The following is a 26939-nucleotide window of genomic DNA, read 5'->3' on the forward strand; positions in this document are numbered from 1 at the left end:
CCTTCAATCAGGTATCTGGAGATGGCCGAACCTCGTTTTATTCACCTGCGCGTCCACAGTGACTACTCCATGATTGATGGATTGGCCAAGACCGCGCCGTTGGTGAAAAGAGCCGCCGCGTTAGCCATGCCTGCTCTGGCAATCACCGATTTCACCAACCTGTGCGGGCTGGTGAAGTTCTACGGCAGCGCGCACGGCGCCGGGATCAAACCGATCATCGGCGCGGATTTCCATGTGCAAAGCGAAGAGCTGGGCGACGAACTGGCTCAGCTGACGGTGCTGGCCAGCAACAACGAAGGCTACCAGAACCTGACGCTGCTGATTTCCCGCGCCTATCAGCGTGGCTACGGCGCCGCCGGCCCGACCATCGATCGCGACTGGCTGATTGAACATCGCGAAGGGCTGATTCTGCTTTCCGGCGCGCGTCAGGGCGACGTCGGCAAATTCCTGCTGCGCGGCAACCAGGCGCAGGTGGAGCAATGCCTCGACTTCTACCAGCAGCACTTTCCGGACTGTTACTACCTGGAACTGATCCGCACCGGCCGCCCGGACGAAGAGAACTATCTGCATGCGGCGGTGACGTTGGCCACCGAGCGCGGCTTGCCGGTGGTGGCCACCAACGACGTGCGCTTCCTGGTGGAAGACGATTTTGACGCCCATGAAATTCGCGTCGCCATCCACGACGGCTTTACGCTGGACGATCCCAAACGGCCGCGTAACTACAGCCCGCAGCAATACATGCGCAGCGAAGACGAGATGTGCGAGCTGTTCGCCGACATCCCGGAAGCGCTGCTGAACAGCGTCGAGATCGCCAAACGCTGTAACGTCACCATTCGCCTCGGCGAATACTTCCTGCCGCAGTTCCCGACTGGCGACATGAGCACCGAGGATTTCCTGGTACTCAAATCGAAAGAGGGGCTGGAGGAGCGTCTCGAGTTCCTGTTCCCCGATCCCGAAGTGCGTGCGCAGCGCCGCCCGGAATACGACGAGCGTCTGGACGTTGAGCTGAAGGTGATCAACCAGATGGGGTTCCCCGGCTACTTCCTGATCGTGATGGAGTTTATCCAGTGGTCGAAGGACAACAACGTGCCGGTGGGCCCGGGGCGCGGTTCCGGCGCCGGTTCTCTGGTGGCCTACGCGTTGAAAATCACCGATCTCGATCCGCTGGAGTTCGACCTGCTGTTCGAACGCTTCCTGAACCCGGAACGTGTCTCGATGCCCGACTTCGACGTCGACTTCTGCATGGAGAAGCGCGATCAGGTGATCGAGCACGTGGCGGAGATGTACGGCCGCGAAGCGGTATCGCAGATCATCACCTTCGGGACCATGGCGGCGAAAGCGGTTATCCGTGACGTAGGCCGGGTGCTGGGGCACCCGTACGGCTTCGTCGATCGCATCTCCAAACTGGTGCCGCCGGATCCGGGCATGACGCTGGAAAAAGCCTTCGCCGCCGAACCGCAGCTGCCGGAGATTTACGAGGCCGACGAAGAGGTCAAAGCGCTGATCGACATGGCGCGCAAGCTGGAAGGGGTAACGCGCAACGCCGGTAAACACGCCGGGGGCGTGGTGATCGCGCCGACCAAGATCACCGACTTCGCGCCGCTGTACTGCGATGCCGAAGGGCACCACCCGGTGACCCAGTTCGACAAGAACGACGTGGAATACGCCGGGCTGGTGAAATTCGACTTCCTCGGCCTGCGTACCCTGACCATCATTGACTGGGCGCTGGAAATGATCAACGCCCGGCGCGCCAAGACCGGGCTGGAACCGATCGACATCGCCGCCATCCCGCTCGATGACAAGAAAAGCTTCGACATGCTGCAGCGCTCGGAAACTACGGCGGTGTTCCAGCTTGAATCGCGCGGCATGAAAGATCTGATCAAACGTCTGAAGCCCGACTGCTTCGAAGACATGATCGCACTGGTGGCGCTGTTCCGTCCGGGGCCGCTGCAGTCGGGAATGGTGGATAACTTCATCGACCGCAAGCACGGTCGCGAAGAGATCTCCTACCCGGACATTCAGTGGCAGCACGAGTCGCTCAAGCCGGTGCTGGAACCGACCTACGGTATCATCCTGTATCAGGAACAGGTGATGCAGATTGCCCAGGTGTTGGCCGGCTATACCCTGGGCGGCGCGGACATGCTGCGCCGTGCGATGGGTAAAAAGAACCCGGTCGAAATGGCCAAGCAGCGCGGCGGCTTTGAAGACGGCGCGAAATCGCGCGGCATCGACGGCGAACTGTCGGTGAAAATCTTCGACCTGGTGGAGAAATTCGCCGGTTACGGCTTCAACAAATCGCACTCCGCCGCCTATGCGCTGGTGTCGTATCAGACGCTGTGGCTGAAGGCGCACTACCCGGCCGAGTTTATGGCGGCGGTCATGACTGCCGATATGGACAACACCGACAAAGTGGTGGGTCTGGTGGACGAATGCTGGCGCATGGGGCTGAAGATCCTGCCGCCGGACATCAACAGCGGCCTGTATCACTTCCACGTCAACGACGACGGCGAGATCGTTTACGGCATCGGCGCCATCAAAGGCGTGGGGGAAGGGCCGATCGAGGCCATTATCGAGGCGCGCAACAGCGGCGAACAGGGTTACTTCAAAGACCTGTTCGATCTCTGCGCGCGCTCCGACATCAAGAAACTGAACCGCCGCATTCTGGAAAAACTGATCATGTCCGGGGCGTTCGATCGCCTTGGGCCGCACCGCGCCGCGCTGATGAATTCGCTCGGCGACGCGTTGAAAGCGGCGGATCAGCATGCGAAAGCCGAAGCTATCGGCCAGGTGGATATGTTTGGCGTGCTGGCGGAGGCGCCGGAGCAGGTGGAGCAGTCCTACGCCAATATCGCCCCCTGGCAGGAGCAGGTGGTGCTGGACGGTGAACGGGAGACGCTGGGGCTATACCTGACCGGCCACCCGATCACCCAGTACCTGAAGGAAATCGAACGTTATGCCGGTGGCCAGCGTTTGAAAGACATGCACCCAACGGATCGGGGCAAAATGACTACCGCCGTCGGGCTGGTGGTCGCCGCGCGGGTGATGGTGACCAAGCGCGGCAACCGTATCGGCATCTGCACGCTGGATGACCGTTCGGGCCGTCTGGAAGTGATGCTATTCACCGAAGCGTTAGAAAAATACCAGCATTTGTTGGAAAAAGACCGTATCCTTATCGCCAGTGGACAGGTCAGCTTTGATGACTTTAGCGGTGGGCTTAAAATGATGGCCCGCGAGGTAATGGACATCAGTGAAGCCCGGGAAAAATACGCTCGCGGGCTTGCTATCTCGCTGACTGACAGGCAAATTGATGACCAGCTTTTGAACCGTCTCCGTCAGTCGTTGGAACCCCATCGATCGGGGACGATTCCAGTGCATCTCTACTATCAACGGGAAGATGCACGAGCCAAGCTGCGTTTTGGCGCAACCTGGCGCGTGACGCCCACCGACCGCTTGTTGATAGACTTGCGGACGTTGGTAGGCAATGAGCAGGTGGACTTGGAATTTGACTAAAATAGGAATGCTATGAGTCTGAATTTTCTTGATTTTGAACAGCCGATTGCAGAGCTGGAAGCGAAAATTGACTCGCTGACTGCAGTCAGCCGTCAAGACGAAAAATTGGATATTAATCTGGACGAAGAAGTTCAGCGCCTGCGTGAAAAGAGCGTTGAGCTGACGCGCAAGATTTTTGCCGATCTTGGGGCTTGGCAGATTGCCCAATTGGCACGCCACCCGCGCCGTCCTTATACCCTGGATTATATCAAACACATCTTTACCGACTTCGAAGAGTTGGCGGGCGATCGCGCTTACGCTGACGACAAAGCGATCGTCGGCGGCATTGCGCGCCTGGATGGCCGCCCGGTGATGATCATCGGGCACCAGAAAGGCCGTGAAACCAAAGAGAAGATCCGCCGCAACTTCGGCATGCCGGCGCCGGAAGGTTACCGTAAGGCGCTGCGCCTGATGGAAATGGCCGCCCGCTTCAAGATGCCGCTGATCACCTTTATCGACACCCCGGGTGCTTATCCGGGCGTGGGTGCGGAAGAACGCGGCCAGTCAGAAGCCATCGCGCGCAACCTGCGTGAGATGTCGCGTCTGAACATCCCGGTCATCTGCACCGTCATCGGCGAAGGCGGCTCCGGCGGCGCGCTGGCGATCGGCGTGGGCGATAAGGTGAACATGCTGCAGTACAGCACCTACTCGGTGATTTCGCCGGAAGGCTGTGCCTCGATCCTGTGGAAGAGCGCCGACAAGGCGCCGCTGGCCGCAGAAGCGATGGGCATTACCGCACCGCGTTTGAAAGAGCTGAAGCTGATCGACTCGGTGATCCCGGAGCCGCTGGGTTCTGCACACCGCGACGTGCCGGCGATGGCTGCCGCGCTGAAAGCGCAGCTGCTGGCCGATCTGAAAGATCTGGATGGTCTGAACGACGAAGAGTTGCTCAACCGTCGCTACCAGCGTCTGATGAACTACGGCTACTGCTGAGTTCTGTTCTTCGCTGCAAGAAACCGCCTCCGGGCGGTTTTTTTTGGCTACACACCGCCGGATTTTCGTGGTGTTATAGAGACTTGGCCGTTAACTGACAGGAGCTGCCGATGAATATCATCGCCATCATGGGCCCGACGGGCGTCTACTACAAAGATGAGCCGATCCGCGAGCTCCACGCTGCGCTGGCCACCATGGGATTCCAACTGGTGTACCCCAAAAACAGCGGTGACCTGCTGAAGCTGATCGAAGCCAATGCCCGCATCTGTGGGGTGATCTTCGACTGGGACGACTACAGCCTGGAGCTGTGCAGCGAGATCAACGAGCTGAACGAATACCTACCGCTGTACGCCTTTATCAATACCCACTCCACCTTCGACGTCAGCCTGCATGAAATGCGCATGGTGCTCTATTTCTTCGAGTATGGCCTGAATGCGGCGGACGATATCGCGCAGCGCATCCAGCAGTACACCGCAGAATATATTGATACCATTACGCCGCCGCTGACCAAGGCGCTGTTCAACTACGTGCGCGAAGGGAAGTACACCTTCTGCACGCCGGGCCACATGGCCGGCACCGCGTTCCAAAAAAGCCCGGTGGGCTGCCTGTTCTATGACTTTTTCGGCGCCAATACCCTGAAGGCCGACATTTCGATTTCGGTCACCGAGCTCGGCTCGCTGTTGGATCACACCGGGCCGCACCTCGAGGCCGAAGAGTATATCGCGCGCACCTTCAACGCCGAGCAGAGCTACCTGGTCACCAACGGCACCTCCACCGCCAACAAAATCGTCGGCATGTATTCAGCGCCGGCGGGCAGCACGGTGCTGATCGACCGCAACTGCCACAAATCGCTGTGCCACCTGCTGATGATGAGCGATATCGTACCGATCTATTTGCGCCCGCTGCGCAACGCCTACGGCATTCTCGGCGGCATTCCGCAGCGCGAGTTCACCCGCGCCAGCATCGACGCCCGGGTGCAGGAGACCCCGAACGCCACCTGGCCGGTGCATGCGGTGATCACCAATTCCACCTATGACGGCCTGCTGTACAACACCGACTACATCAAGCAGACGCTGGAGGTGCCATCGATCCACTTCGACTCCGCCTGGGTGCCTTACACCAACTTCCATCCGATTTACGACGGCAAGAGCGGCATGAGCGGCGAGCGGGTGCCCGGTAAGGTCATCTACGAAACCCAGTCGACACATAAACTGCTGGCGGCCTTCTCGCAGGCTTCGATGATTCATATCAAGGGCGACTACGACGAGAGCACCTTCAACGAAGCGTACATGATGCATACCACCACCTCGCCGCACTACGGCATCGTGGCATCGATGGAGACCGCTGCGGCCATGCTGCGCGGCAACCCGGGTCGCCGTTTGATCAACCGTTCGGTGGAGCGCGCGCTGCATTTTCGCCGTGAAGTGCAGCGGCTGCGCGAGGAGAGCGACAGTTGGTTCTTCGATATCTGGCAGCCGGAAGAGATCGATGAGGCGCAGTGCTGGCCATTGGATCCCGACGATAACTGGCACGGTTTCGGCCAGACCGATCGCGATCACATGTACCTTGATCCGATCAAAGTGACGATCCTGACGCCGGGCATGAACGAGCTGGGCGCGCTGGAGGAGGAGGGGATCCCGGCGGCGCTGGTGGCGAAGTACCTCGACGAACGCGGCATCGTAGTGGAGAAGACCGGGCCCTATAACCTGCTGTTCCTGTTCAGCATCGGCATCGACAAAACCAAGGCGATGAGCCTGTTACGCGGCCTGACTGACTTCAAGCGCGCTTACGATCTCAACCTGCGGGTGAAGAACATGCTGCCGGATCTGTACGCCGAGGATCCGGATTTTTATCGCCATATGCGTATCCAGGATCTGGCCGCCGGCATTCATCGGCTGATCCGCCAACACGATCTGCCACGCCTGATGCAGCGGGCGTTCGACGTGCTGCCTGAAATGAAGCTGACGCCGCACCAGATGTTCCAGGAACAGGTGCGCGGCAATGTGGAAACCTGCGAGCTGGATCAGCTGGTGGGCAAGGTGGCGGCCAATATGATCCTGCCTTATCCGCCGGGCGTGCCGCTGGTGATGCCGGGAGAAATGATCACCGAAGAGAGCCGGGCGGTGCTCGATTTCCTGCTGATGCTGTGCTCGATCGGCGAGCGCTATCCCGGGTTTGAAACCGACATCCACGGCGCCAAGCTGACGGAGGACGGGCACTATCTGGTGAAGGTGTTGAAAGCCCCGCAGCCATAGTGCAAGAACGCGCCCGGCGGTCTGGAGAGAGATGCCGGGCGTTCTCATTGACGTCATCGCCGCCGCCGGATACCGTGCCCCATCAGAATGAACAGGAGAAGGTTTATATGCTGGGATTACGTCAGGTACACCATATCGCGATCATTGGCGCGGACTATGCCGTCAGCAAGCGTTTTTACTGCGACATCCTCGGTTTTACCCTGTTGGGCGAAGTCTACCGCGAGGAGCGCGACTCCTGGAAAGCGGATCTGGCGCTCAACGGGCAATACACTATCGAGCTGTTTTCTTTCCCTTCGCCGCCGGCCCGCGTCAGCCGCCCGGAGGCCTGCGGTCTGCGCCATCTGGCGTTCAGCGTCGACGACATCGACCAGGCCATCGCCCATCTGCAGGCGGCCGGCGTCGCTTGCGAACCGGTGCGCGTCGATCCTTACACCCAATCCCGCTTTACCTTTTTCAGCGATCCCGATGGTTTACCGTTAGAATTATACGAGAGTTAACGGCTTAATCGCCTCCCGGCGGCCACAGCCGGGGACGGTTATGCTATGATCGCGCCCTTGCCCTACATGCCTACAGAGTTATTTCCGCCATGCAAGAGCCTGCTTTTCGCGTCGGGGAGTGGCTGGTTACCCCTGCCGACAACACCATCAGCCGCGACGGCCGCCAAAAAACGCTGGAACCGCGCCTGATCGACATGCTGTGCTATTTCGCCCGGCACCCCGACGTGGTGCTGAGCCGCGACGAGCTGATCGACAACGTCTGGAAGCGCAATATCGTCACCAACCACGTGGTGACCCAATGCATTTCAGAGCTGCGCAAATACCTGAAAGACGGCGACAGCGACAGCCCGGAATACATTATCACCGTGCCCAAGCGCGGGTATAAGCTGGCGACGTCGGTGATCTGGTGTGAAGAAGGGGAGACGCAACCCGCTCCCGCACAGGCGCCGCAGATTGCGGTGATCATGCATGAACCGGAAGACGGCAGCGAGGAAGACGACGAGACGCCGTATGTGCCGCCGCGCCGGGCAAGCGCACCGCCTGCCGCGCCCGGCGAAAAGAAGCCGCGTTTTTATCGCCGCTCGACCTTCTGGGTGTGGCTGGCGTTTCTGAGCGCACTGAGCGTCTGCGTGGCGTTTGTCGGCATCGCCACGCTGTCGCAGCGCGTGCCGGTCTCCAGCATGCCGGTGCTGCTCAACCCGCGCGATATCGATATCCGCATTCAGGGCGGCGAGAGCTGCAGCAACTGGATGCCGCAGCTCTCTTATGTGGTGGGCGTCAGCGAGCTGATTACCGATTCGTTGAACACTTACTCGACCTTCCTGGTGCACGACCAGACCAACTACAACTATTCCGGCCCCAGCAACTCGGGCAAGTCGCTGTATATCGAGTTCGTTAATCAGCGCCACTACCGCGCCCAGCAGTGTTTCCTGTCCGTGCGACTGGTGGATAACGCCGACAGTTCGATCATGTTGGACAAGCGTTACTTCATCACCGCCGATAACCAGCTGAAGATCCAAAGCGACTTCCTCTCCAGCCTGTCCGCGGCGCTGAAACAGCCCTGGCCGCCGCAGCTGGAGCAGCGTCTGGCGCAGTTGCTGCCCGACAACGGGCCGTTGCTGCAGCGTTTCTACCAGGCGCATCAGTTGTTGATCCACGGCGATGCCGATTCGTTGACCCGCGCCAGCGCCCAGCTGAGCGAGTTGATTAAAAGCGCGCCGAACTTCCACTACCTGCTGGCGGAAAAGGCGCTGGTGGATGTACTGCGCAATTCTTACCAACCGTTCGACAGCCAGGCCCTGGCGCAATTGCGCGCCGATATCAGCCATCTGGCGACGATCCCCGAATTGAAAAACACGCCAATCATGCAGCAAGTTCTGGCGGTGGATGCATTGACGCAGGGGCGCATTGACGAGGCGCACCGGGCTATCGACCTGGGGATTGAATTGCAAATGTCGTGGCTGAATTATGTGCTGCTGGGCAAGGTGTATGAAATGCAAGGGCAAAACCATTTGGCGGCGGATTCTTATATTACCGCATTCAATCTTCGCCCCGGCGAAGACACATTGCATTGGATCACCAACGGCGTATTCCAGACGTCATTGACCAACGTGGTGCCTTATTTAAATAACTATCAGCGCCAATAATTAACCGATATCACGCCGCCATTATTCTTCGGGGATCATGGCAGCGTTATTTATTGGTGAAGGCATGTTGCATGAATGTATTATTTTGCTGCGCGATATTATCTCTTTTTTGCCGTTTGTTATTCGTTTTTAACCTTTTCATCTTATTGTTTTTAAATGATGTTTATCTTTTCTTTAGCTTACCTTTTTATCTTGATGTGTTAATGAAAAACCTCAGGTTATCATTTGTATGATCATGAGCGTAATCTCACTTTATCTTTAGGACTTTATTCCCCCCGATGGTTAGCATCCTGACTATCAAGCCGGCTCATTAAAATATTTTATTTATGGGTGTGGCTTATAAGAAACGTAAATCAGGAGAAACTGACCATGGCTTCACCCAAGAAAATAGGGCTTATTGCCTGCACCGGCGTCGTCGCCGGTAATATGATGGGGAGCGGGATTGCCTTATTGCCCGCCAACCTGGCGAGTCTCGGATCCATCGCTATTTGGGGATGGGTGATCTCGATTATTGGGGCGATGTCGCTGGCCTATGTGTATGCCCGTCTCGCCACCAAAAACCCGCAGCAGGGTGGCCCCATCGCCTACGCCGGTGAAATTTCCCCGGCCTTCGGTTTCCAGACCGGCGTGCTTTATTACCATGCCAACTGGATCGGTAACCTGGCCATCGGCATTACCGCCGTTTCTTATCTCTCCACCTTCTTCCCGGCGCTGAACAACCCGGTACCTGCCGGCATCGCCTGTATCGCCATCGTGTGGGTCTTCACCTTCGTGAACATGCTGGGCGGAACCTGGGTTAGCCGTTTGACCACCCTGGGTCTGGTGCTGGTGCTGATCCCGGTGATCGTGACCGCCACCCTCGGCTGGCACTGGTTTGACGCCGCCACTTACCAGGCTAACTGGAATACCTCCGGCACCACCGACAGCCATGCGGTGATCAAAAGTATCCTGCTGTGCCTGTGGGCGTTCATCGGCGTGGAATCCGCGGCGGTCAGCACCGGCATGGTGAAAAACCCGAAACGCACCGTGCCGCTGGCAACCATGCTCGGCACCGGCCTGGCGGGCATCATCTACATCGCCGCTACCCAGGTGATCAGCGGCATGTTCCCGGCGTCTGAAATGGCCGCCAGCGGCGCGCCGTTCGCCATCAGCGCCTCGGCGATTATGGGCAACTGGGCCGCACCGATGGTTTCCGCCTTCACCGCCTTCGCCTGCCTGACCTCGCTCGGTTCGTGGATGATGCTGGTCGGCCAGGCCGGGGTACGCGCCGCCAACGACGGCAACTTCCCGAAAGTGTACGGCGAGCTGGATAAAAACGGCATTCCGAAGAAAGGCCTGCTGCTGGCCGGCTGCAAAATGACCGCGCTGATGGTGCTGATCACCCTGATGAGCTCCGCCGGCGGCAAAGCGTCCGACCTGTTCGGCGAACTGACCGGTATCGCGGTGCTGCTGACCATGCTGCCTTACTTCTACTCCTGCGTAGACCTGATCCGCTTCGAAGGGGTCAACGTGCGCAACCTGCTGAGCCTGATCGCTTCGGTGTGCGGCTGCGGCTTCTGCTTCATCGCGCTGATGGGCGCCAACTCATTCGAACTGTCCGGCACCTTTATCATCAGCCTGATTATCCTGATGTTCTACGCCCGAAAAATGAATACCCGCCAGGCTGCCAACGCAGCGGCGGTCGATGAAAACACCACGGCCAAAGCGCACTGATTCGCGTCCGCTGACCGACTGAATTTACCCAGCCCCTTTCTTTCCGACCTGTCAGCCGCGACGGGAAGGGGCTTGCTTTGCCAGGAGAAATGCATATGAACGTTATCGCCATCATGAATCACATGGGTGTCTACTTCAAAGAAGAGCCTATCCGTGAACTGCATCAGGCGCTGGAAAGTCTGGATTTCCGCATCGTTTACCCTAACGATCGCGAAGACCTGCTGAAACTGATCGAGAACAACGCCCGCCTGTGCGGGGTGATCTTCGACTGGGACAAATACAATCTGGAGCTGTGCGAAGAGATCAGCCAGCTGAACGAATACATGCCGCTGTACGCGTTCGCCAACACCTATTCGACGCTGGACGTCAGCCTGAACGATCTGCGCATGCAGGTGCGCTTCTTCGAATATGCGCTCGGCGCGGCAACCGACATCGCCGCCAAGATCAAACAGAATACCGACGAGTATATCGACACCATCCTGCCGCCGTTGACCAAGGCGCTGTTCAAATACGTGCGTGAAGGCAAATACACTTTCTGTACGCCGGGCCACATGGGCGGCACCGCGTTCCAGAAGAGCCCAGTGGGCAGCCTGTTCTACGATTTCTTCGGCCCGAACACCATGAAGTCGGATATCTCGATTTCGGTGTCTGAACTGGGATCGCTGCTGGATCACTCCGGCCCGCATAAAGAAGCGGAAGAGTACATTTCCCGGGTGTTCAACGCCGAACGCAGCTACATGGTCACCAACGGCACTTCCACCGCCAACAAGATCGTCGGCATGTACTCGGCGCCGGCGGGCAGCACGGTGCTGATTGACCGTAACTGCCACAAGTCGCTGACTCACCTGATGATGATGAGCGACATCACGCCGATCTACTTCCGTCCGACCCGCAACGCCTACGGCATCCTCGGCGGCATTCCGCAGAGCGAGTTCCAGCGCGCCACCATCGCCAAGCGCGTGAAGGACACCCCGAACGCCACCTGGCCGGTGCATGCGGTGATCACCAACTCCACCTATGACGGCCTGCTGTACAACACCGACTTTATTAAGAACACCCTGGACGTGAAGTCGATCCACTTCGATTCCGCCTGGGTGCCTTACACCAACTTCCACCCGATCTATAAAGGCAAGTGCGGCATGAGCGGCGGCCGCGTGGAGGGCAAGGTGATCTACGAAACCCAGTCCACCCACAAACTGCTGGCGGCCTTCTCGCAGGCTTCGATGATTCACGTGAAAGGTGACATCAACGAAGAAACCTTCAACGAAGCCTACATGATGCACACCACCACCTCGCCGCACTACGGCATCGTGGCGTCGACCGAAACCGCCGCGGCGATGATGAAAGGCAACGCCGGCAAGCGCCTGATCAACGGCTCTATCGAGCGCGCGATCAAGTTCCGCAAAGAGATCAAACGCCTGAAAGTCGAATCCGACGGCTGGTTCTTCGACGTCTGGCAGCCGGAGCATATTGATGAGCCGGAATGCTGGCCGCTGCGTTCCGACAGCGCCTGGCACGGCTTCAAGAACATCGATAACGAACACATGTATCTCGACCCGATCAAGGTCACCATTCTGACGCCGGGGATGAGCAAGGAAGGCGAGATGCAGCCGTTCGGTATCCCGGCCAGCATCGTGGCGAAATACCTCGACGAACGCGGCATCATCGTCGAGAAAACCGGGCCGTACAACCTACTGTTCCTGTTCAGCATCGGCATCGACAAAACCAAGGCGCTCAGCCTGCTGCGCGCGATGACCGACTTCAAACGCTCGTTCGATCTGAACCTGCGGGTGAAAAACATGCTGCCTTCGCTGTATCACGAAGCGCCTGATTTCTATGAAAACATGCGCATTCAGGATCTGGCGCAGAACATTCACCGCCTGGTGGAGCAACACAACCTGCCGGACCTGATGTACCGTGCGTTCGAAGTGCTGCCAACCATGGTGATGAATCCGTACCAGGCGTTCCAGAAAGAGCTGCACGGCGAAGTGGAAGAGGTCTATCTGGAAGAGATGGTCGGCAAGGTCAACGCCAATATGATCCTCCCATACCCACCGGGCGTGCCGCTGGTGATGCCGGGCGAAATGCTGACCGAGGAGAGCCGGCCGGTGCTGGAATTCCTGCAGATGCTGTGCGAAATCGGCGCGCATTATCCGGGCTTTGAAACCGACATTCACGGCGCCTATCGTCAGGCGGACGGACGTTATCGGGTGAAAGTGCTGAAGGCGAAATAACCGCAGCCAATAAGAGGGGAGGCGCTCGCGCTTCCCCTTTGCCGTTCACCGACTGATGGGAGACCACCATGAAAACACCCTCACAGCCGCGCGCAATCTACTATGTCGTAGCGATACAAATTTGGGAATATTTCAGCTTTTACGGCATGCGTGCGTTACTGATCCTCTATCTGACCCACCAACTCGGCTATACCGACAGCCACGCCATCGATCTCTACAGCGCCTACGCTTCGTTAGTTTACGTCACTCCTATTCTGGGCGGCTGGCTCGCCGACCGCCTGCTGGGCAATCGCGTTGCGGTGATCGCCGGTGCGGCGCTGATGACCCTGGGGCATATCGTGCTCGGCGTGAGCGCAGTCTCCGCCCAGTCGCTCTATCTGGCGCTGGCGATCATCATCTGCGGCTACGGCCTGTTCAAATCCAATATCAGCTGCCTGCTGGGCGAACTGTATCCGGCGCAGGACTCGCGCCGCGAAGGGGGCTTCTCGCTGCTGTACGCCGCCGGCAACGTCGGATCTATTTTGGCGCCGATCGCCTGCGGGTTGGCGGCCGAGCGCTATGGCTGGCACGTCGGCTTTGCGTTGGCCGGGATTGGCATGTTCGCCGGCCTGGTGATTTTCCTGCTTGGCGGGCGTCACTTCCGCCACACGCGCGGCGTGAATGCACCGCTGATGCGCGCCAGGAGCCTGGGCTTGCCGCACTGGGGTTGGCTGTTGGCGGCGCTGCTGGCGTCGCCGCTGTTCTTCACGCTGCTGTTTGTGCACGACTGGGCCGGCTATTTGCTCGGGCTGGTATGCGTGGCGGCGGTGGTGCTGGTGGCGCGCATTATGCTGCGTGCGAACGCCGGCCAGCGCCGGGGGCTGTGGCAGATCGTTGTGCTGATGCTGCTGGGCACGCTGTTCTGGGCTTTCGCCCAGCAGGGCGGCAGCTCCATCAGCCTGTTTATCGATCACTTCGTCGATCGGCGCTGGTTCGGCTGGACGGTGCCGACCGCCTTGTTCCAGTCGGTTAACGCCGGCGCGGTGATGCTGGGCGGCGTGGCGCTAGCGTGGCTGGCGAGCGGCGACGGGACGGGCGACCGGACGCTGCGCATCTGGTACAAGTTCGCCTTCGGTCTGCTGTTGATCGGCGTCGGCTTTACGCTGATGGCGCTGAATACGCGGCTGAACGGGCCGGGATCGATGGGGCTGATGATCGCCGGTCTGGCGGTGATGGGCTTTGCCGAACTGTTTATCGATCCGGTGGCGATGGCGCAGATCACCCGGCTGAATATTCCCGGCGCTACCGGCGTGTTGACCGGCATCTATATGCTGGCCACCGGTTCGATCGCCAACTATCTGGCTGGCATCATCGCCAATCAGACCGCCGAGGATCACATCGAGGGGGCGGCGATGCAGGCATATGGCCGCATTTTCGCCCAGATCGGCTGGGGGGCGGCCGGATGCGCGCTGGCGGTGATCGCGGTACTGGGCGGCTGGTGGCTGCTGACGCGGCGCCAGGCCAGGACGGTTAATGCTTGATTGATGACGGTAGGCGGGGTTAACGTGCAGCTATGTAGAAGTGACAAAGCCTACCGATGGATACTGATCAATTAACGACGCGGGTAGCGGACCAGTTGGGCGCACAGCAGCGGCTGCTGGTGGCGTTCAGCGGCGGCCTGGACTCCAGCGTGCTGCTGCATCTGCTGGCGACGTTGCGCTGCCAACGTCCGGGGATGCAGCTGCGCGCGCTGCACGTGCATCATGGCCTGAGCGCCTTTGCCGATCGCTGGGTGGAGCATTGCCACAGCCGGTGTGCCGACTGGCAGATCCCGTTGACGGTGACGCATGTGCAGGTGGACGCCCGCCAGGGCGGCATCGAGGCGGCGGCGCGTGCGGCGCGCTATGCCGCCTTCAGCGCCGCCCTCACGGAGGGCGAAGTGCTGCTCACCGCGCAACACCTCGACGATCAAAGCGAAACCTTCCTGCTGGCGCTCAAGCGCGGCAGCGGGCCGGCGGGGCTGTCGGCGATGGCGGCGCGCGCGACGCTGGGCGAGCACCTGCTGTTGCGGCCGCTGTTGGGCTGTTCGCGTCAGACGCTGGAAAGCTACGCGCAACGCCACGCCTTAACCTGGATAGATGACGACAGCAATCAGGACACGCGCTTCGATCGCAATTTCCTGCGGTTGCAGGTGTTGCCGCAGCTCAACCAGCGCTGGCCGCACTTCGCCTCGGCGGTAGCGCGCAGCGCCGGCCTGTGCGCCGAGCAGGAGCAACTGCTGGACGAACTGCTGGCAGAACCGCTGCAAAGCCTGTTGGCGGCGGATCGCTCATTGGCGATTGACGGCCTGACTGACTGTTCGCCGGTGCGGCGCTTCGCCTTGCTGCGGCGCTGGATCGCATTGTTTAACGTCACCATGCCGGCGCGTGAGCAGCTTCAGCGCCTGTGGGAAGAGGTGGCGCTCAGCCGGGAGGATGCCGAACCGCAGCTGCAGCTCGGCGCCTATCAGATTCGCCGTTTCCGCGGCCGATTGCACCTGTTGCCGCCGCTGGCGGCGCTGCGCGATGTGCATCTGCCCTGGCAGCCTGACCAGCCGCTGACGTTGCCGGACGGGCTGGGGCAGTTGATTGCCGGTGAGGGCGAGCTGGTGCTGCGCGCACCGCAGCCATCGCAACAGGTCAGCGTTCGGTTCGGCGGCGTGCAGGGTGCGGTGCGCATCGTGGGGCGCGTCCATTCGCGGCCGATAAAAAAACTGTGGCAGGAGCTGGGTATTCCTCCCTGGCAGCGTGAACGCATCCCGTTGATTTATTATGATGAGCAGTTGATCGCCGCGCTGGGCGTATTCGTCTGTGAGGCGGGGCAGGTGCCGGAAGGCGAACGCCCGTGGCGATTGCGCTGGGAAAAAAAATCATAATCGCGAGGAGCAATGATGAAGTTTATGGGGATCACGCTGTTGGCCGCCGGCCTGTTCAGCCTGCCGGCGTTGGCGGCGGGGGATGCGGCGGCCGGTCAGGCGAAAGCCGCCGCCTGTGCGGCCTGCCACGGCGCGCAGGGCAAGGTGACGGTGCCGATGTACCCGAATCTGGCCGGGCAGAACGCCATGTACCTGCAGCACGCGTTGCAGGCGTATAAGAAAGGGGAGCGCAACGGCGGCCAGGCCGAGGTGATGAAGGCCTACGTGTCGGGGCTGTCGGATGACGATATCGCCGATCTGGCGGCCTATTACGCCAGCCTGAAGCCTTAAATGACGAGGGCAGCCGTTGGGCTGCCCTGTTGGGATGGGGTTACCGCTGCTCAGTCCGACAGACTGACGACCACGGTACCGATTTCCGGATGACTGAAACTGCTGATATGGTCCAGGCGCAGGTCGCGCTGCTGGCCGTTCTGTTCGATGGTCAGATACTCAACGCGTTTCTTTTGCAGCAGGTCGATCGCCTTGGCCTCGATCACTTCTCCGTCGCGTAACTCCAGCTTCAGAATAAGTTTATGCTGACAGGCGAGTTCCAGGTTGTCGTAGTCATCGCAATTGATGGGTTGGTACTCATCATTCATCAACATAGTCGCTCACCAATAAGTTAGCGGCGGCAAAGGCCGCCTGTTCCCTAACGGAGGACGGTAGCGCATCGTTCGCTGCGACATCGTCCAATGCCTTTAACGCACAAGCCAGCGCATCAGGCACGTAGCCAAGATCTCCACTGCCAATCTCGGCGTAAGTACGGCGTACTAACTCACAGTATTGTTGCACAGTTTCCTCCCTTAAGAACCTCTGCATCATCAAGACTACTATCGCGATGAGGCGCAGGCTCTCGGAGTTTTATCCTATCCTAGACGACTATAGCACAGCTGTTATGGAGTTATCAGCACCCCGGCACGCCTTTCGCACTGCCGCGGCCTGGCCGCGCTGGCGGGGTTTGGCCCTGATCAAGTACACTGTCGCCGGATAATAACGAGGTCACCCATGGCGCTGAAAGCAACCATTTATAAAGCCGCGGTCAATATTGCTGATATGGATCGTCACTTCTACCACGACGCTACGCTGACGCTGGCGCAACACCCGTCCGAAAACGAGCAGCGTATGATGCTGCGTTTGTTGGCCTGGATCTGCCATGCCGACGAGCGGTTGGTGTTCACCAAAGGGCTGAGCGCCGACGACGAGCCGGAGATCTGGCAGCGCAACGACCACAATGGGCTGGAAATGTGGATCGAGATGGGATTGCCCGACGAGAAGCGCATTCGCAAGGCCTGCAACCAGTCGCCGCGCGTGGTGCTGTACGCCTACGGCGAGCGTGCCGCGCACGTTTGGTGGCAGGGAATGCAGGGCAAGGTGGCCGGCTACAAGAACCTGAGCGTGCGTTTCCTCGACGACGAGCAGCTGGCGCGCCTGACGGCATTGGCCAGCCGCACCATGACGCTGCAGGCAACGCTGCAGGAGGGAACTATTTGGCTGTCCGATGCTCAGAATAGTCTGGAAATCCAGTTTGCCGAGTGGCAGCAGGCACAGGTGTAACCGGTGCTGGAACTGTCAAGAAACGTAGCCATACCGGATAATGAGCTGGAATTGACGGCGATCCGCGCGCAGGGCGCGGGCGGCCAGCACGTGAACAAAACCTCAACGGCGATCCATTTGCGCTTTGACATCCGGGCATCCAGCCTGCCAGAGTATTATAAGGAAAGGCTGCTGGCGCTGAATCATCATCTTATTACCGCTGATGGCGTGGTGATTATCAAGGCGCAAGAGTATCGCAGTCAGGAATTGAATCGCGAAGCGGCGTTGGCCCGGCTGGTCGCGCTGATTCAGCAGGCGATGGTGGTGGAAAAAACGCGCAGGGCGACCAAGCCGACGAAAGGAGCGAAACTGCGTCGCCTGGAAGGCAAGACGCGTAAAGGCGCCACCAAGGCGCTGCGTGGCAAGGTTCGCACTTAGGAATACATGAACACAGTAGGAGAATAACTGTGAAGAAAATTACGATAGCCCTGTTCTTGGCGGCAGGCGCACTCTCGTTGTTGGGATGCAACAATCATTATCAGCCGAAGGAACAACCGCTGCAGGCGATGCCGCAGAGTTATCAAGGATTGTTGCCTTGCGCCGATTGCGGCGGTCTGGACACGGCGCTGTTCCTGGATGAGGACGGCACCTTTGTGCTGCAGGAAACCTACCGCGACACCAAAGACGGCGATCAGACCTTTGCCGACTACGGCAAATGGGCGCGCACTGCGGATAAGCTGGTGCTGACCGACAGCACCGGTGAAAAACGCTATTTCCGCCCGGTGGGCAAGAGCCTGGAGATGCTGGATCGCAGCGGCGTGCCGATCGAATCCAAGCTGAATTACCGCCTCGAGCCGGTTGAAAAACCGTTGCCTAAAACCCCGATGGTGATGAAAGGCAGCTACAGCTATATGGCTGACGCGGCGGTGTTCAAAGATTGTGCCACGGGCATCACGTTCCCGGTGGATAACAACATCGCGCTGGAGCAAGGTTACGCCAAAGCCAACAAAAATGCCGGCGAGCCGGTGTTCCTGACCTTCAATGCGCACTTCAGCGTGCAGCCATCGATGGAAGAAGGGCAGATAGAGAAGGCGGTGGTGCCGGACGGCAAAATCGCGTTCGACCGCAGCAAGAACTGCAGCAGCAAGTAAGCGTTTTCGGACATAAAAAAACCCGCCTAGGCGGGTTTTTTATTTTCTGGCGTTCGTCGCTTAGCGTTTGATCTGGCCCAGCAGGAAATCAACGATTTCGCCGGTTTTAATCATTTGCTTCTCGCCGACGCGGCGGTTCTTATACTCGATCTCTTCGTTGTCGAGGTTACGGTCACCGATGACGATAGAGTGCGGCACGCCGATCAGCTCCATATCCGCGAACATCACGCCCGGACGCTCTTTGCGGTCATCGAGGATCACATCGATGCCGTGGGCGCGCAGGGTGTTGTACAGCTCTTCAGCCAGCGCCTGCACGCGGAACGACTTGTGCATGTTCATCGGCAGAATCGCTACCTGGAACGGCGCGATGGCGTCCGGCCAGATGATGCCGCGTTCGTCGTGGTTCTGCTCGATGGCGGCGGCCACGACGCGCGTGACCCCGATGCCGTAGCAACCCATGGTCAGCACCTGATTGCGGCCGTCTTCGCCTTGCACGGTCGCTTTCATCGCTTCCGAATACTTGGTGCCGAGCTGGAAGATATGGCCCACTTCGATACCGCGTTTGATCAGCAGCGTGCCCTGACCGTCCGGGCTGGCGTCGCCTTCCACCACATTACGGATATCGGCCACCTGCGGCAGCGGCAAATCGCGCTCCCAGTTGATGCCGAAGTAGTGTTTGCCGTCAACGTTGGCGCCGGCGCCAAAGTCGCTCATCGCCGCCACGCTGCGGTCAGCAACCACTGGCATCGGCAGGTTGACCGGGCCGAGTGAACCCGGGCCGGCGCCGACGATGGCGCGAATTTCTTCTTCGGTGGCGAAGGTCAGCGGCGCAGCTACCTGAGCCAGCTTCTCGGCCTTGATTTCGTTCAGCTCGTGATCGCCGCGCACCAGCAGGGCAACCAGCTTGTGGCCGCTCTCTTCGGCGGCGTGCACCATCAGCGTCTTCACGGTTTTTTCCACCGGCAGCGCGAATTGCTCGACCAGCTCGGCGATAGTTTTGGCATTTGGCGTATCCACCAGGCGCAGCGCTTCGCTGGCCGCCGCGCGTGGAGCCGCCGGCGCGACCGCTTCCGCCAGCTCGATGTTGGCGGCGAAGTCGGAACCGGTGGAGAACACGATATCGTCTTCACCGCTGTCCGCCAGCACCTGGAATTCGTGCGAGGCGCTGCCGCCGATCGAGCCGGTATCGGCCTGCACCGGACGGAAATCCAGGCCCATGCGGCTGAAGATTTTGCTGTACGCTTCGTACATTGCGTCGTAAGTCTCCTGCAGAGACTCCTGCGAGGTGTGGAAGGAGTAGGCATCCTTCATCAGGAACTCGCGGGAACGCATCACGCCGAAACGCGGACGCACTTCATCACGGAATTTGGTCTGGATCTGGAAGAAGTTCAGCGGCAGCTGTTTGTACGAGCTGATCTCGTTGCGGATCAGATCGGTGATCACTTCTTCATGCGTCGGGCCCAGCACGAACGGGCGGTCGCCGCGGTCGACGAAGCGCAGCAGCTCGGGGCCGTATTGCTCCCAACGGCCGCTTTCCTGCCACAGGTCGGCAGGCTGAACCACCGGCATAGACACTTCGATCGCATTAGCATTGTTCATTTCTTCGCGAACGATGTTTTCAACCTTTTTCAGAACGCGCAGGCCGGTCGGCAGCCAGGTATAAAGACCGGAGGCCAGCTTGCGGATCATCCCGGCGCGCAGCATCAGCTGGTGGCTGATCACTTCGGCGTCGGCAGGTGTCTCCTTCAGAGTGGAGAGCAGATATTGGCTAGTACGCATGGTGTTTTGGTTCCGTTAGAACTGCAAATTGCATCGGGCTGCCAGAGTGGCGGCCAAAAGTGACAAAAGTGGTTTAGTTTACCAGCGCGAGCGGGTCGCCAAAAGAGAGGCGGCGGAATTTTAACGCGGGTCGAGCGCCAACACTTCGGTATGGCCGTCCAAGACGCGCCAGCGCACGTTGAAATCCAGCAGCCAGACGGCGTAATCCCGTTCGACGTCCTCTCCTTTACGATAGGCGGGACGGGGGTCTTGCGCCAGCACCTGGCTGATAAAACGCCGTAATTGCGGGTAACGCGCCTGATGTTGCTGCAGCTGCTGCTCGGCCTGCGGCGCGAAACGCACCGGCATATCGCCGGCGGGCGCGGCCTGAGCAAAGCCGGCGCGGGCCTGTGGTTGGCTCTCGGCGAACGGCAGATACGGCTTGATGTCCACCACCGGGGTGCCGTCGACCAGATCGAGGCTGCCCAGTTCCAGCACCACTTCGCCGTTTTTTACTCGCACATCTTTCAGCTCAATGAGCGACATGCCGAGTGGATTGGGGCGGAAGGTGGAGCGGGTCGCGAACACGCCCATGCGGGCATTGCCGCCTAAACGCGGCGGGCGCACCGTCGGCCGCCAGCCGCCCTCCAGGGTTTGATGGAAAATGAACATCACCCACAGATGGCTGAAATCGCTGAGGCCACGTACCGCCTCCGCCTGGTTGTAAGGCGGCAGCAGCAGCAGTTCGCCGCCACCGTCTTCGACCAGTCCCGGCTGGCGGGGAACGGCGAATTTTTCTTTATACGGCGAGCGGATCACGCCGATCTGCTCGAAAACGAATTCGGTCATTTGGACGAGACGTTAAGCGCCGAGCCCTGGCAGACGGCCTGCTGGTAACAACCGGCGACGCCGCTGACAATCTGGCAGTCGTGCAGCAGCACGGCGTTGGCCTTCATGTAAGACGCGCGGATTTGCATGCGTTTACGGGCGGTAGCCAGATTCGGTGGGGAGTCTTGTACGGTGGTTTGGCACGATTCGCCGGACACTTCACCCAGATCGCGGAATGGCTTGCCCACGAGCTCTTCTGCACTTTTGTACAGTTTTACCGGAGCGGGGCGGGCGGCCGGCGTGGTCTTGGCCGGGCTGGTGGTGGTCGGCTTGCTGGTGCTGCTTGTTGAGGACGGCGCGATACGTTGCGATGAACATCCGGCCAGCGCAAGCGCTAACAAACAGAGAGGTAAAACACGCATTGAGATTCCTCTGCCTTAATGAAAGTGGCGCTATTGAAGCAATCTATGGCGGAAATAACAAGACGGGCCTTGGCCCGTCTTGCAATTATAGGAATAAAATTGGCGAATAAGCGCTTACCAGCCTTTCACCGCACCGCCGTTGAAGATTTTGTTGGCGGCGGCGTCAACTTCGTCAGACTGATAGGCCTGCACGAATTTCTTCACGTTTTCCGCATCTTTGTTATCTTCACGCGCAACCAGCAGGTTGACGTAAGGCGAGTCTTTATCTTCCACGAACAGACCGTCTTTCGCCGGCGTCAGGCCGATCTGGCTGGCGTAGGTGGTATTGATCACCGCCAGCGCGATCTGCTGATCGTCCAGAGAGCGTGGCAGCTGAGGCGCTTCCAGCTCAACCAGCTTCAGGTTTTTCGGGTTCTCGGTCACGTCCAGCACGGTCGGCAGCAGGCCAACACCGTCTTTCAGTTTGATCAGGCCGACTTTCTGCAGCAGCAGCAGCGAACGGCCCAGGTTGGTCGGATCGTTAGGCAGTGCAATCTGAGAACCGTCTTTCAGCTCGTCCAGCGATTTGATTTTCTTGGAGTAACCAGCAATCGGGTAAACAAAGGTGCTGCCGACCGGCACCAGCTTGTAGCCGCGATCTTTGATTTGCTGATCCAGGTATGGCTTGTGCTGGAAGGCGTTCAGGTCGATATCGCCTTTGCTCAGCGCTTCGTTCGGCAACACGTAGTCGTTGAAGGTCACCAGCTCAACGTCCAGACCGTATTTCTCTTTCGCCACTTTCTGAGCGACTTCAGCCACTTGCTGCTCTGCGCCGACGATCACGCCGACTTTGATGTGGTTTGGATTTTTTTCATCCTGGCCGCAGCCCGCCAGAGCCAGAGTGCCGATCAGTGCGCCAATTGCCGCGATGGATTTAAATTTTAACGACATATCCCTTCCTCATTAGACTCGCATTAACATGCTGTGAAACTATTTATGGGTAACGGCTTTGACGATGCGATCGCCGCAGAACTGGATCAGATAAACCAAAACTACCAGTAATACTAATACGGTATTCATCACTGTGGCGTTATAACCGATATAACCGTATTGGTAACCGATTTGGCCCAGGCCACCGGCGCCGACCGCACCGCCCATGGCGGAGTAGCCCACCAGGGTGATCAACGTGATAGTCGCGGCGTTGACCAGGCCCGGCAGGGCTTCCGGCAGCAACACTTTCTTGATGATCTGCATCGGCGTGGCGCCCATGGCGCGCGCCGCTTCCACCAGACCGGACGGGATCTCCAGCAGGGCGTTTTCCACCATGCGCGCGATGAACGGCGCGGCGCCCACGGTCAACGGCACGATGGCCGCCTGCAGACCGATAGAGGTGCCGACGATCATGCGGGTAAACGGAATCATCCAAACCAGCAGGATAATGAACGGGATGGAACGGAAGATGTTCACCAGCCCGGACAGGATTTTATACAGCGAGTTGTTGGCGATGATCTGCCCCGGGCGGGTGACATACAGCAGCACGCCGACCGGCAGGCCGAGCACGAAACCGAAGAAGCCGGAGACAAAGGTCATCATGACGGTTTCCCACACGCCACGCGCCATCAACCACATCATTGCCTCAGACATAACCCAGAACCTCTACTTTTACCTGATTTTCTTGCAGGAACTTAATCGTCGCCAGCGCGTCTTCGTCGCTGCCGTGCAGCTCCGCCAGCATCACGCCGAATTTCACGCCGCCGGCATAATCCATCTGGGCGCTGATAATGTTGTTGTTTACGTTGAAGCGGCGAGCGGCTTCAGACAGCAGCGGCGCATCGACCGACTGGCCGGTGAATTCCAGGCGCAGCAGCGGCTGGCGGTCGCCCTGACGTTCCGGCGATAGGCGCGCGGCGTAGTCGTCCGGGATATCCAGATGCAGCGTGGACTGAATGAACTGCTGGGCCAGCGGGGTTTTCGGGTGTGAGAACACTTCGCTGACGCTGTCTTTTTCGATCAGTTGCCCCTGGCTGATGACCGCGACCTGGTCGCAGATGCGTTTCACCACGTCCATTTCGTGGGTGATGAGCAGAATGGTCAGGCCCAGACGGCGATTGATGTCTTTCAGCAGTTCCAGGATGGAACGGGTGGTGGCCGGATCCAGCGCGCTGGTGGCTTCGTCGCACAGCAGCACTTTGGGGTTACTGGCCAGCGCACGGGCGATCGCTACGCGCTGTTTCTGGCCGCCGGACAGGTTGGCCGGATAGGCGTCGTGTTTGTCCGCCAGGCCGACCAGCTCCAGCAGTTCGGTCACGCGCTTTTTGATCTCGGCGCGCGGCGTATTGTCCAGCTCCAGCGGCAGCGCGACGTTGCCGAACACCGTGCGGGAAGAGAGCAGGTTGAAGTGCTGGAAGATCATGCCGATTTGGCGACGGGCGCGCGTCAGTTCGCTTTCCGACAGCGAAGTCAGATCCTGACCATCGACCAGGACCTGGCCTGATGTTGGGCGCTCCAGCATGTTGGCGCAGCGGATCAGCGTGCTTTTGCCGGCACCGGAAGACCCGATAACGCCATAGATTTGCCCGGCAGGGACGTGAAGGGTCACGTCAGAGAGCGCGGTAATGGTGCGCGAACCCTGCTGGAACACTTTAGTGATGTTAGAAAGTTTAATCATATTCTTCTTATTTTAGCGTGGTTGCCCGTGGCTAGATAAAAGTAAACCTCGGCGTGGAACCCAGGTATGGGTCAGATGTTAAGGCGTCTAGACGTCTAAGTCAACGGACAACGACGTTCTCCGGCGTTCTCAGTGCGGGGTAAAACATGCGATACTGTCAGCGTATACAGGCCCTCAGGAGCAAAGCGGTGACACAAAGCGTTCCAGCAATTTTTCTCGATCGTGACGGTACGATTAACGTTGACCATGGCTATGTCCATGAAATCGACAACTTCCACTTTATTGACGGCGCGATTGACGCCTGTCGCGAACTCAAAAAGATGGGCTTCGCGTTGGTGATGGTGACCAACCAGTCCGGCATTGCGCGCGGCAAGTTCAGCGAAGACCAATTTATGTACCTGACCGAGTGGATGGATTGGTCGCTGGCCGATCGCGACGTCGACTTCGACGGCATCTATTTCTGCCCGCATCATCCGGAGGCAGTAATAGAAGAGTATCGTCAGGTGTGTGACTGCCGCAAACCGCAGCCGGGCATGCTGCTGCAAGCGCAGCAGGAATTGAACATCGATATGGCCGCTTCTTATATGGTGGGCGATAAACCGGAAGATATGCAGGCGGCGATCGCGGCCGGCGTCGGCACCAAAGTGCTGGTGCGTACCGGTAAGCCGGTAACCGAGCAAGGCGAAAAGCTGGCCGATTGGGTGCTAAATAGCCTGGCGGACCTGCCGGCAGCCATCAAAAAGCGGGTTTAATAGGCGTTACGAATGAATGGTGAGCGGTCAGATAAAAAATGCAGATTATCGCTTGTCATTCTGAACCGGCTCCCTATAATGCGCCTCCATCGACACGGAACATGTGAACAACTTCACAGAGTATCCGGGGGTCGCAGAGAAAAAATCCTGAAAATTAGGGTTGACTCTGAAAGAGGAAAGCGTAATATACGCCACCTCGAGTTAGCAAGCGAAAGCGCCTAACTCACTGCTCTTTAACAATTTATCAGACAATCTGTGTGGGCACTCCACAAGACGATATCCAGCATCTTCGGATGCAAAAAAATATCAAGTCTTGAAGAGTGACTAACTGAAGTAAAATTCATGCAGTAAATCTTTGAGCATCGCTTCTCGAGTGGAAGCAAATCAAGCTTTTAATTGAAGAGTTTGATCATGGCTCAGATTGAACGCTGGCGGCAGGCTTAACACATGCAAGTCGAGCGGTAGCACAGGAGAGCTTGCTCTCTGGGTGACGAGCGGCGGACGGGTGAGTAATGTCTGGGAAACTGCCTGATGGAGGGGGATAACTACTGGAAACGGTAGCTAATACCGCATAACGTCGCAAGACCAAAGAGGGGGACCTTCGGGCCTCTTGCCATCAGATGTGCCCAGATGGGATTAGCTAGTAGGTGGGGTAATGGCTCACCTAGGCGACGATCCCTAGCTGGTCTGAGAGGATGACCAGCCACACTGGAACTGAGACACGGTCCAGACTCCTACGGGAGGCAGCAGTGGGGAATATTGCACAATGGGCGCAAGCCTGATGCAGCCATGCCGCGTGTGTGAAGAAGGCCTTCGGGTTGTAAAGCACTTTCAGCGAGGAGGAAGGTGGTGAACTTAATACGTTCATCAATTGACGTTACTCGCAGAAGAAGCACCGGCTAACTCCGTGCCAGCAGCCGCGGTAATACGGAGGGTGCAAGCGTTAATCGGAATTACTGGGCGTAAAGCGCACGCAGGCGGTTTGTTAAGTCAGATGTGAAATCCCCGGGCTCAACCTGGGAACTGCATTTGAAACTGGCAAGCTAGAGTCTCGTAGAGGGGGGTAGAATTCCAGGTGTAGCGGTGAAATGCGTAGAGATCTGGAGGAATACCGGTGGCGAAGGCGGCCCCCTGGACGAAGACTGACGCTCAGGTGCGAAAGCGTGGGGAGCAAACAGGATTAGATACCCTGGTAGTCCACGCTGTAAACGATGTCGATTTGGAGGTTGTGCCCTTGAGGCGTGGCTTCCGGAGCTAACGCGTTAAATCGACCGCCTGGGGAGTACGGCCGCAAGGTTAAAACTCAAATGAATTGACGGGGGCCCGCACAAGCGGTGGAGCATGTGGTTTAATTCGATGCAACGCGAAGAACCTTACCTACTCTTGACATCCAGAGAACTTTCCAGAGATGGATTGGTGCCTTCGGGAACTCTGAGACAGGTGCTGCATGGCTGTCGTCAGCTCGTGTTGTGAAATGTTGGGTTAAGTCCCGCAACGAGCGCAACCCTTATCCTTTGTTGCCAGCGGTTCGGCCGGGAACTCAAAGGAGACTGCCAGTGATAAACTGGAGGAAGGTGGGGATGACGTCAAGTCATCATGGCCCTTACGAGTAGGGCTACACACGTGCTACAATGGCATATACAAAGAGAAGCGACCTCGCGAGAGCAAGCGGACCTCATAAAGTATGTCGTAGTCCGGATTGGAGTCTGCAACTCGACTCCATGAAGTCGGAATCGCTAGTAATCGTAGATCAGAATGCTACGGTGAATACGTTCCCGGGCCTTGTACACACCGCCCGTCACACCATGGGAGTGGGTTGCAAAAGAAGTAGGTAGCTTAACCTTCGGGAGGGCGCTTACCACTTTGTGATTCATGACTGGGGTGAAGTCGTAACAAGGTAACCGTAGGGGAACCTGCGGTTGGATCACCTCCTTACCTAAAGATATTAGTTCGAGTGGCGTGCTCACACAGATTGTCTGATAGAAAGTAACGAGCAGAAATACCTTTATAGGCTTGTAGCTCAGGTGGTTAGAGCGCACCCCTGATAAGGGTGAGGTCGGTGGTTCAAGTCCACTCAGGCCTACCACTT

General features: G+C 58.5%; 22 protein-coding genes, 1 tRNA gene and 1 rRNA gene. 16 read left to right on the forward strand and 8 right to left on the reverse strand.

The features are described 5' to 3' along the window. The first annotated feature begins 21 nt into the window (after positions 1–21). The 10 genes from dnaE to FHU12_RS01565 all read left to right on the forward strand — a co-directional run bounded on the left by dnaE (position 22) and on the right by FHU12_RS01565 (position 16050). Positions 22–3510 (forward strand): DNA polymerase III subunit alpha, encoded by a 3489-nt coding sequence (dnaE, locus tag FHU12_RS01520; protein ID WP_141966986.1) that lies wholly within the window; start codon positions 22–24, stop codon positions 3508–3510. Between the two features lie 12 nt (positions 3511–3522). Continuing rightward, positions 3523–4482 (forward strand): acetyl-CoA carboxylase carboxyl transferase subunit alpha, encoded by a 960-nt coding sequence (gene accA, locus FHU12_RS01525; RefSeq protein WP_019455765.1) that lies wholly within the window; start codon positions 3523–3525, stop codon positions 4480–4482. Between the two features lie 110 nt (positions 4483–4592). Beyond that, a complete protein-coding gene (locus FHU12_RS01530; protein ID WP_141966988.1) occupies positions 4593–6737 on the forward strand; it encodes a lysine decarboxylase LdcC in 2145 nt (714 codons plus the stop codon). 107 nt (positions 6738–6844) lie between these two features. Beyond that, positions 6845–7234, forward strand: coding sequence for a VOC family protein (locus FHU12_RS01535; protein ID WP_141966990.1), 390 nt, complete (start codon positions 6845–6847; stop codon positions 7232–7234). Between the two features lie 89 nt (positions 7235–7323). After that, positions 7324–8880, forward strand: coding sequence for a lysine decarboxylation/transport transcriptional activator CadC (cadC, locus tag FHU12_RS01540; RefSeq protein ID WP_141966992.1), 1557 nt, complete (start codon positions 7324–7326; stop codon positions 8878–8880). A gap of 369 nt (positions 8881–9249) precedes the next feature. After that, positions 9250–10593: a cadaverine/lysine antiporter gene (cadB, locus tag FHU12_RS01545; RefSeq protein ID WP_033639529.1), complete on the forward strand. Its 1344-nt coding sequence runs from the start codon at positions 9250–9252 to the stop codon at positions 10591–10593. A gap of 95 nt (positions 10594–10688) precedes the next feature. After that, positions 10689–12827 (forward strand): lysine decarboxylase CadA, encoded by a 2139-nt coding sequence (gene cadA / locus FHU12_RS01550; RefSeq protein ID WP_141966995.1) that lies wholly within the window; start codon positions 10689–10691, stop codon positions 12825–12827. A gap of 68 nt (positions 12828–12895) precedes the next feature. Beyond that, on the forward strand, positions 12896–14347 hold the full coding sequence (gene dtpD / locus FHU12_RS01555; protein WP_141966996.1) for a dipeptide permease DtpD: 1452 nt from the start codon (positions 12896–12898) through the stop codon (positions 14345–14347). 56 nt (positions 14348–14403) lie between these two features. Further along, positions 14404–15720, forward strand: a complete 1317-nt coding sequence (gene tilS, locus FHU12_RS01560) for a tRNA lysidine(34) synthetase TilS (RefSeq protein WP_141966998.1) — start codon at positions 14404–14406, stop codon at positions 15718–15720. Positions 15721–15735: 15 nt separating this feature from the next. Next, positions 15736–16050 (forward strand): c-type cytochrome, encoded by a 315-nt coding sequence (locus FHU12_RS01565; protein WP_060435092.1) that lies wholly within the window; start codon positions 15736–15738, stop codon positions 16048–16050. Positions 16051–16100: 50 nt separating this feature from the next. On the opposite strand, the gene rof is transcribed toward FHU12_RS01565, so the two are convergent. Together rof and FHU12_RS01575 are read right to left on the reverse strand one after the other, a co-directional pair. Beyond that, positions 16101–16364, reverse strand: a complete 264-nt coding sequence (gene rof / locus FHU12_RS01570; RefSeq protein WP_004931991.1) for a Rho-binding antiterminator — start codon at positions 16362–16364, stop codon at positions 16101–16103. Then, positions 16351–16551, reverse strand: a complete 201-nt coding sequence (locus FHU12_RS01575; protein ID WP_004931993.1) for a YaeP family protein — start codon at positions 16549–16551, stop codon at positions 16351–16353. Before FHU12_RS01575 ends, rof begins: the two co-directional genes overlap by 14 nt. A gap of 213 nt (positions 16552–16764) precedes the next feature. On the opposite strand from FHU12_RS01575, the gene FHU12_RS01580 reads away from it, so the two are divergent. Genes FHU12_RS01580 through nlpE form a run of 3 tightly spaced genes read left to right on the forward strand, consistent with a single transcriptional unit; the run spans position 16765 to position 18443 of the window. Beyond that, positions 16765–17313: a YaeQ family protein gene (locus FHU12_RS01580; protein WP_025304016.1), complete on the forward strand. Its 549-nt coding sequence runs from the start codon at positions 16765–16767 to the stop codon at positions 17311–17313. Between the two features lie 3 nt (positions 17314–17316). After that, positions 17317–17730 carry an alternative ribosome rescue aminoacyl-tRNA hydrolase ArfB gene (gene arfB / locus FHU12_RS01585; RefSeq protein ID WP_141967000.1) on the forward strand — a complete coding sequence of 138 codons (414 nt, stop codon included), beginning with the start codon at positions 17317–17319 and terminating at the stop codon, positions 17728–17730. 29 nt (positions 17731–17759) lie between these two features. Continuing rightward, positions 17760–18443, forward strand: a complete 684-nt coding sequence (gene nlpE / locus FHU12_RS01590) for an envelope stress response activation lipoprotein NlpE (protein ID WP_060435094.1) — start codon at positions 17760–17762, stop codon at positions 18441–18443. A 60-nt stretch (positions 18444–18503) separates the two neighbouring features. On the opposite strand, the gene proS is transcribed toward nlpE, so the two are convergent. The 6 genes from proS to metN form a co-directional block, all read right to left on the reverse strand. Then, the gene (gene proS, locus FHU12_RS01595) at positions 18504–20222 is read right to left on the reverse strand and encodes a proline--tRNA ligase (RefSeq protein WP_141967002.1); all 1719 of its coding nucleotides are present in this window, start codon (positions 20220–20222) and stop codon (positions 18504–18506) included. 120 nt (positions 20223–20342) lie between these two features. After that, complete coding sequence (gene tsaA / locus FHU12_RS01600; protein WP_141967004.1) at positions 20343–21050, reverse strand: tRNA (N6-threonylcarbamoyladenosine(37)-N6)-methyltransferase TrmO; 708 nt, start codon at positions 21048–21050, stop codon at positions 20343–20345. Beyond that, positions 21047–21451, reverse strand: coding sequence for an envelope stress sensor lipoprotein RcsF (rcsF, locus tag FHU12_RS01605; RefSeq protein WP_141967006.1), 405 nt, complete (start codon positions 21449–21451; stop codon positions 21047–21049). The genes tsaA and rcsF overlap by 4 nt, the downstream gene beginning before the upstream one ends. 114 nt (positions 21452–21565) lie before the next feature. Continuing rightward, positions 21566–22381: a MetQ/NlpA family lipoprotein gene (locus FHU12_RS01610; RefSeq protein ID WP_041036453.1), complete on the reverse strand. Its 816-nt coding sequence runs from the start codon at positions 22379–22381 to the stop codon at positions 21566–21568. Between the two features lie 39 nt (positions 22382–22420). Next, positions 22421–23074: a methionine ABC transporter permease MetI gene (locus tag FHU12_RS01615; RefSeq protein ID WP_004932010.1), complete on the reverse strand. Its 654-nt coding sequence runs from the start codon at positions 23072–23074 to the stop codon at positions 22421–22423. Further along, a complete protein-coding gene (gene metN / locus FHU12_RS01620; RefSeq protein WP_004932012.1) occupies positions 23067–24098 on the reverse strand; it encodes a methionine ABC transporter ATP-binding protein MetN in 1032 nt (343 codons plus the stop codon). Before metN ends, FHU12_RS01615 begins: the two co-directional genes overlap by 8 nt. 188 nt (positions 24099–24286) lie before the next feature. Here metN and gmhB point away from each other — a divergent pair, with 188 nt between their 5' ends. From gmhB to FHU12_RS01635, 3 genes are all read left to right on the forward strand, one after another. Next, entirely contained in the window at positions 24287–24850 is a 564-nt protein-coding gene (gene gmhB / locus FHU12_RS01625; RefSeq protein WP_141967008.1) for a D-glycero-beta-D-manno-heptose 1,7-bisphosphate 7-phosphatase, read from the forward strand. 393 nt (positions 24851–25243) lie between these two features. Further along, a 16S ribosomal RNA gene (locus FHU12_RS01630) occupies positions 25244–26785 on the forward strand. 74 nt (positions 26786–26859) lie between these two features. After that, positions 26860–26936, forward strand: a tRNA-Ile gene (locus FHU12_RS01635). Positions 26937–26939 lie beyond the last annotated feature (3 nt).

Source organism: Serratia marcescens, from assembly GCF_006715005.1.
Lineage (GTDB): Bacteria > Pseudomonadota > Gammaproteobacteria > Enterobacterales > Enterobacteriaceae > Serratia > Serratia montpellierensis.

Excerpts from the sequence above, each read along its gene's own strand:
- FHU12_RS01580 (WP_025304016.1), top strand. The coding sequence starts at position 16,765 with ATGGCGCTGAAAGCAACCATTTATAAAGCCGCGGTCAATATTGCTGAT.
- FHU12_RS01535 (WP_141966990.1), top strand. The coding sequence starts at position 6,845 with ATGCTGGGATTACGTCAGGTACACCATATCGCGATCATTGGCGCGGAC.
- tilS (WP_141966998.1), top strand. The coding sequence starts at position 14,404 with ATGGATACTGATCAATTAACGACGCGGGTAGCGGACCAGTTGGGCGCA.
- cadB (WP_033639529.1), top strand. The coding sequence starts at position 9,250 with ATGGCTTCACCCAAGAAAATAGGGCTTATTGCCTGCACCGGCGTCGTC.
- dnaE (WP_141966986.1), top strand. The coding sequence starts at position 22 with ATGGCCGAACCTCGTTTTATTCACCTGCGCGTCCACAGTGACTACTCC.
- dtpD (WP_141966996.1), top strand. The coding sequence starts at position 12,896 with ATGAAAACACCCTCACAGCCGCGCGCAATCTACTATGTCGTAGCGATA.
- proS (WP_141967002.1), bottom strand. The coding sequence starts at position 20,222 with ATGCGTACTAGCCAATATCTGCTCTCCACTCTGAAGGAGACACCTGCC.
- FHU12_RS01565 (WP_060435092.1), top strand. The coding sequence starts at position 15,736 with ATGAAGTTTATGGGGATCACGCTGTTGGCCGCCGGCCTGTTCAGCCTG.
- FHU12_RS01530 (WP_141966988.1), top strand. The coding sequence starts at position 4,593 with ATGAATATCATCGCCATCATGGGCCCGACGGGCGTCTACTACAAAGAT.
- accA (WP_019455765.1), top strand. The coding sequence starts at position 3,523 with ATGAGTCTGAATTTTCTTGATTTTGAACAGCCGATTGCAGAGCTGGAA.
- rof (WP_004931991.1), bottom strand. The coding sequence starts at position 16,364 with ATGTTGATGAATGATGAGTACCAACCCATCAATTGCGATGACTACGAC.
- tsaA (WP_141967004.1), bottom strand. The coding sequence starts at position 21,050 with ATGACCGAATTCGTTTTCGAGCAGATCGGCGTGATCCGCTCGCCGTAT.
- FHU12_RS01615 (WP_004932010.1), bottom strand. The coding sequence starts at position 23,074 with ATGTCTGAGGCAATGATGTGGTTGATGGCGCGTGGCGTGTGGGAAACC.
- rcsF (WP_141967006.1), bottom strand. The coding sequence starts at position 21,451 with ATGCGTGTTTTACCTCTCTGTTTGTTAGCGCTTGCGCTGGCCGGATGT.
- cadA (WP_141966995.1), top strand. The coding sequence starts at position 10,689 with ATGAACGTTATCGCCATCATGAATCACATGGGTGTCTACTTCAAAGAA.
- metN (WP_004932012.1), bottom strand. The coding sequence starts at position 24,098 with ATGATTAAACTTTCTAACATCACTAAAGTGTTCCAGCAGGGTTCGCGC.
- FHU12_RS01610 (WP_041036453.1), bottom strand. The coding sequence starts at position 22,381 with ATGTCGTTAAAATTTAAATCCATCGCGGCAATTGGCGCACTGATCGGC.
- cadC (WP_141966992.1), top strand. The coding sequence starts at position 7,324 with ATGCAAGAGCCTGCTTTTCGCGTCGGGGAGTGGCTGGTTACCCCTGCC.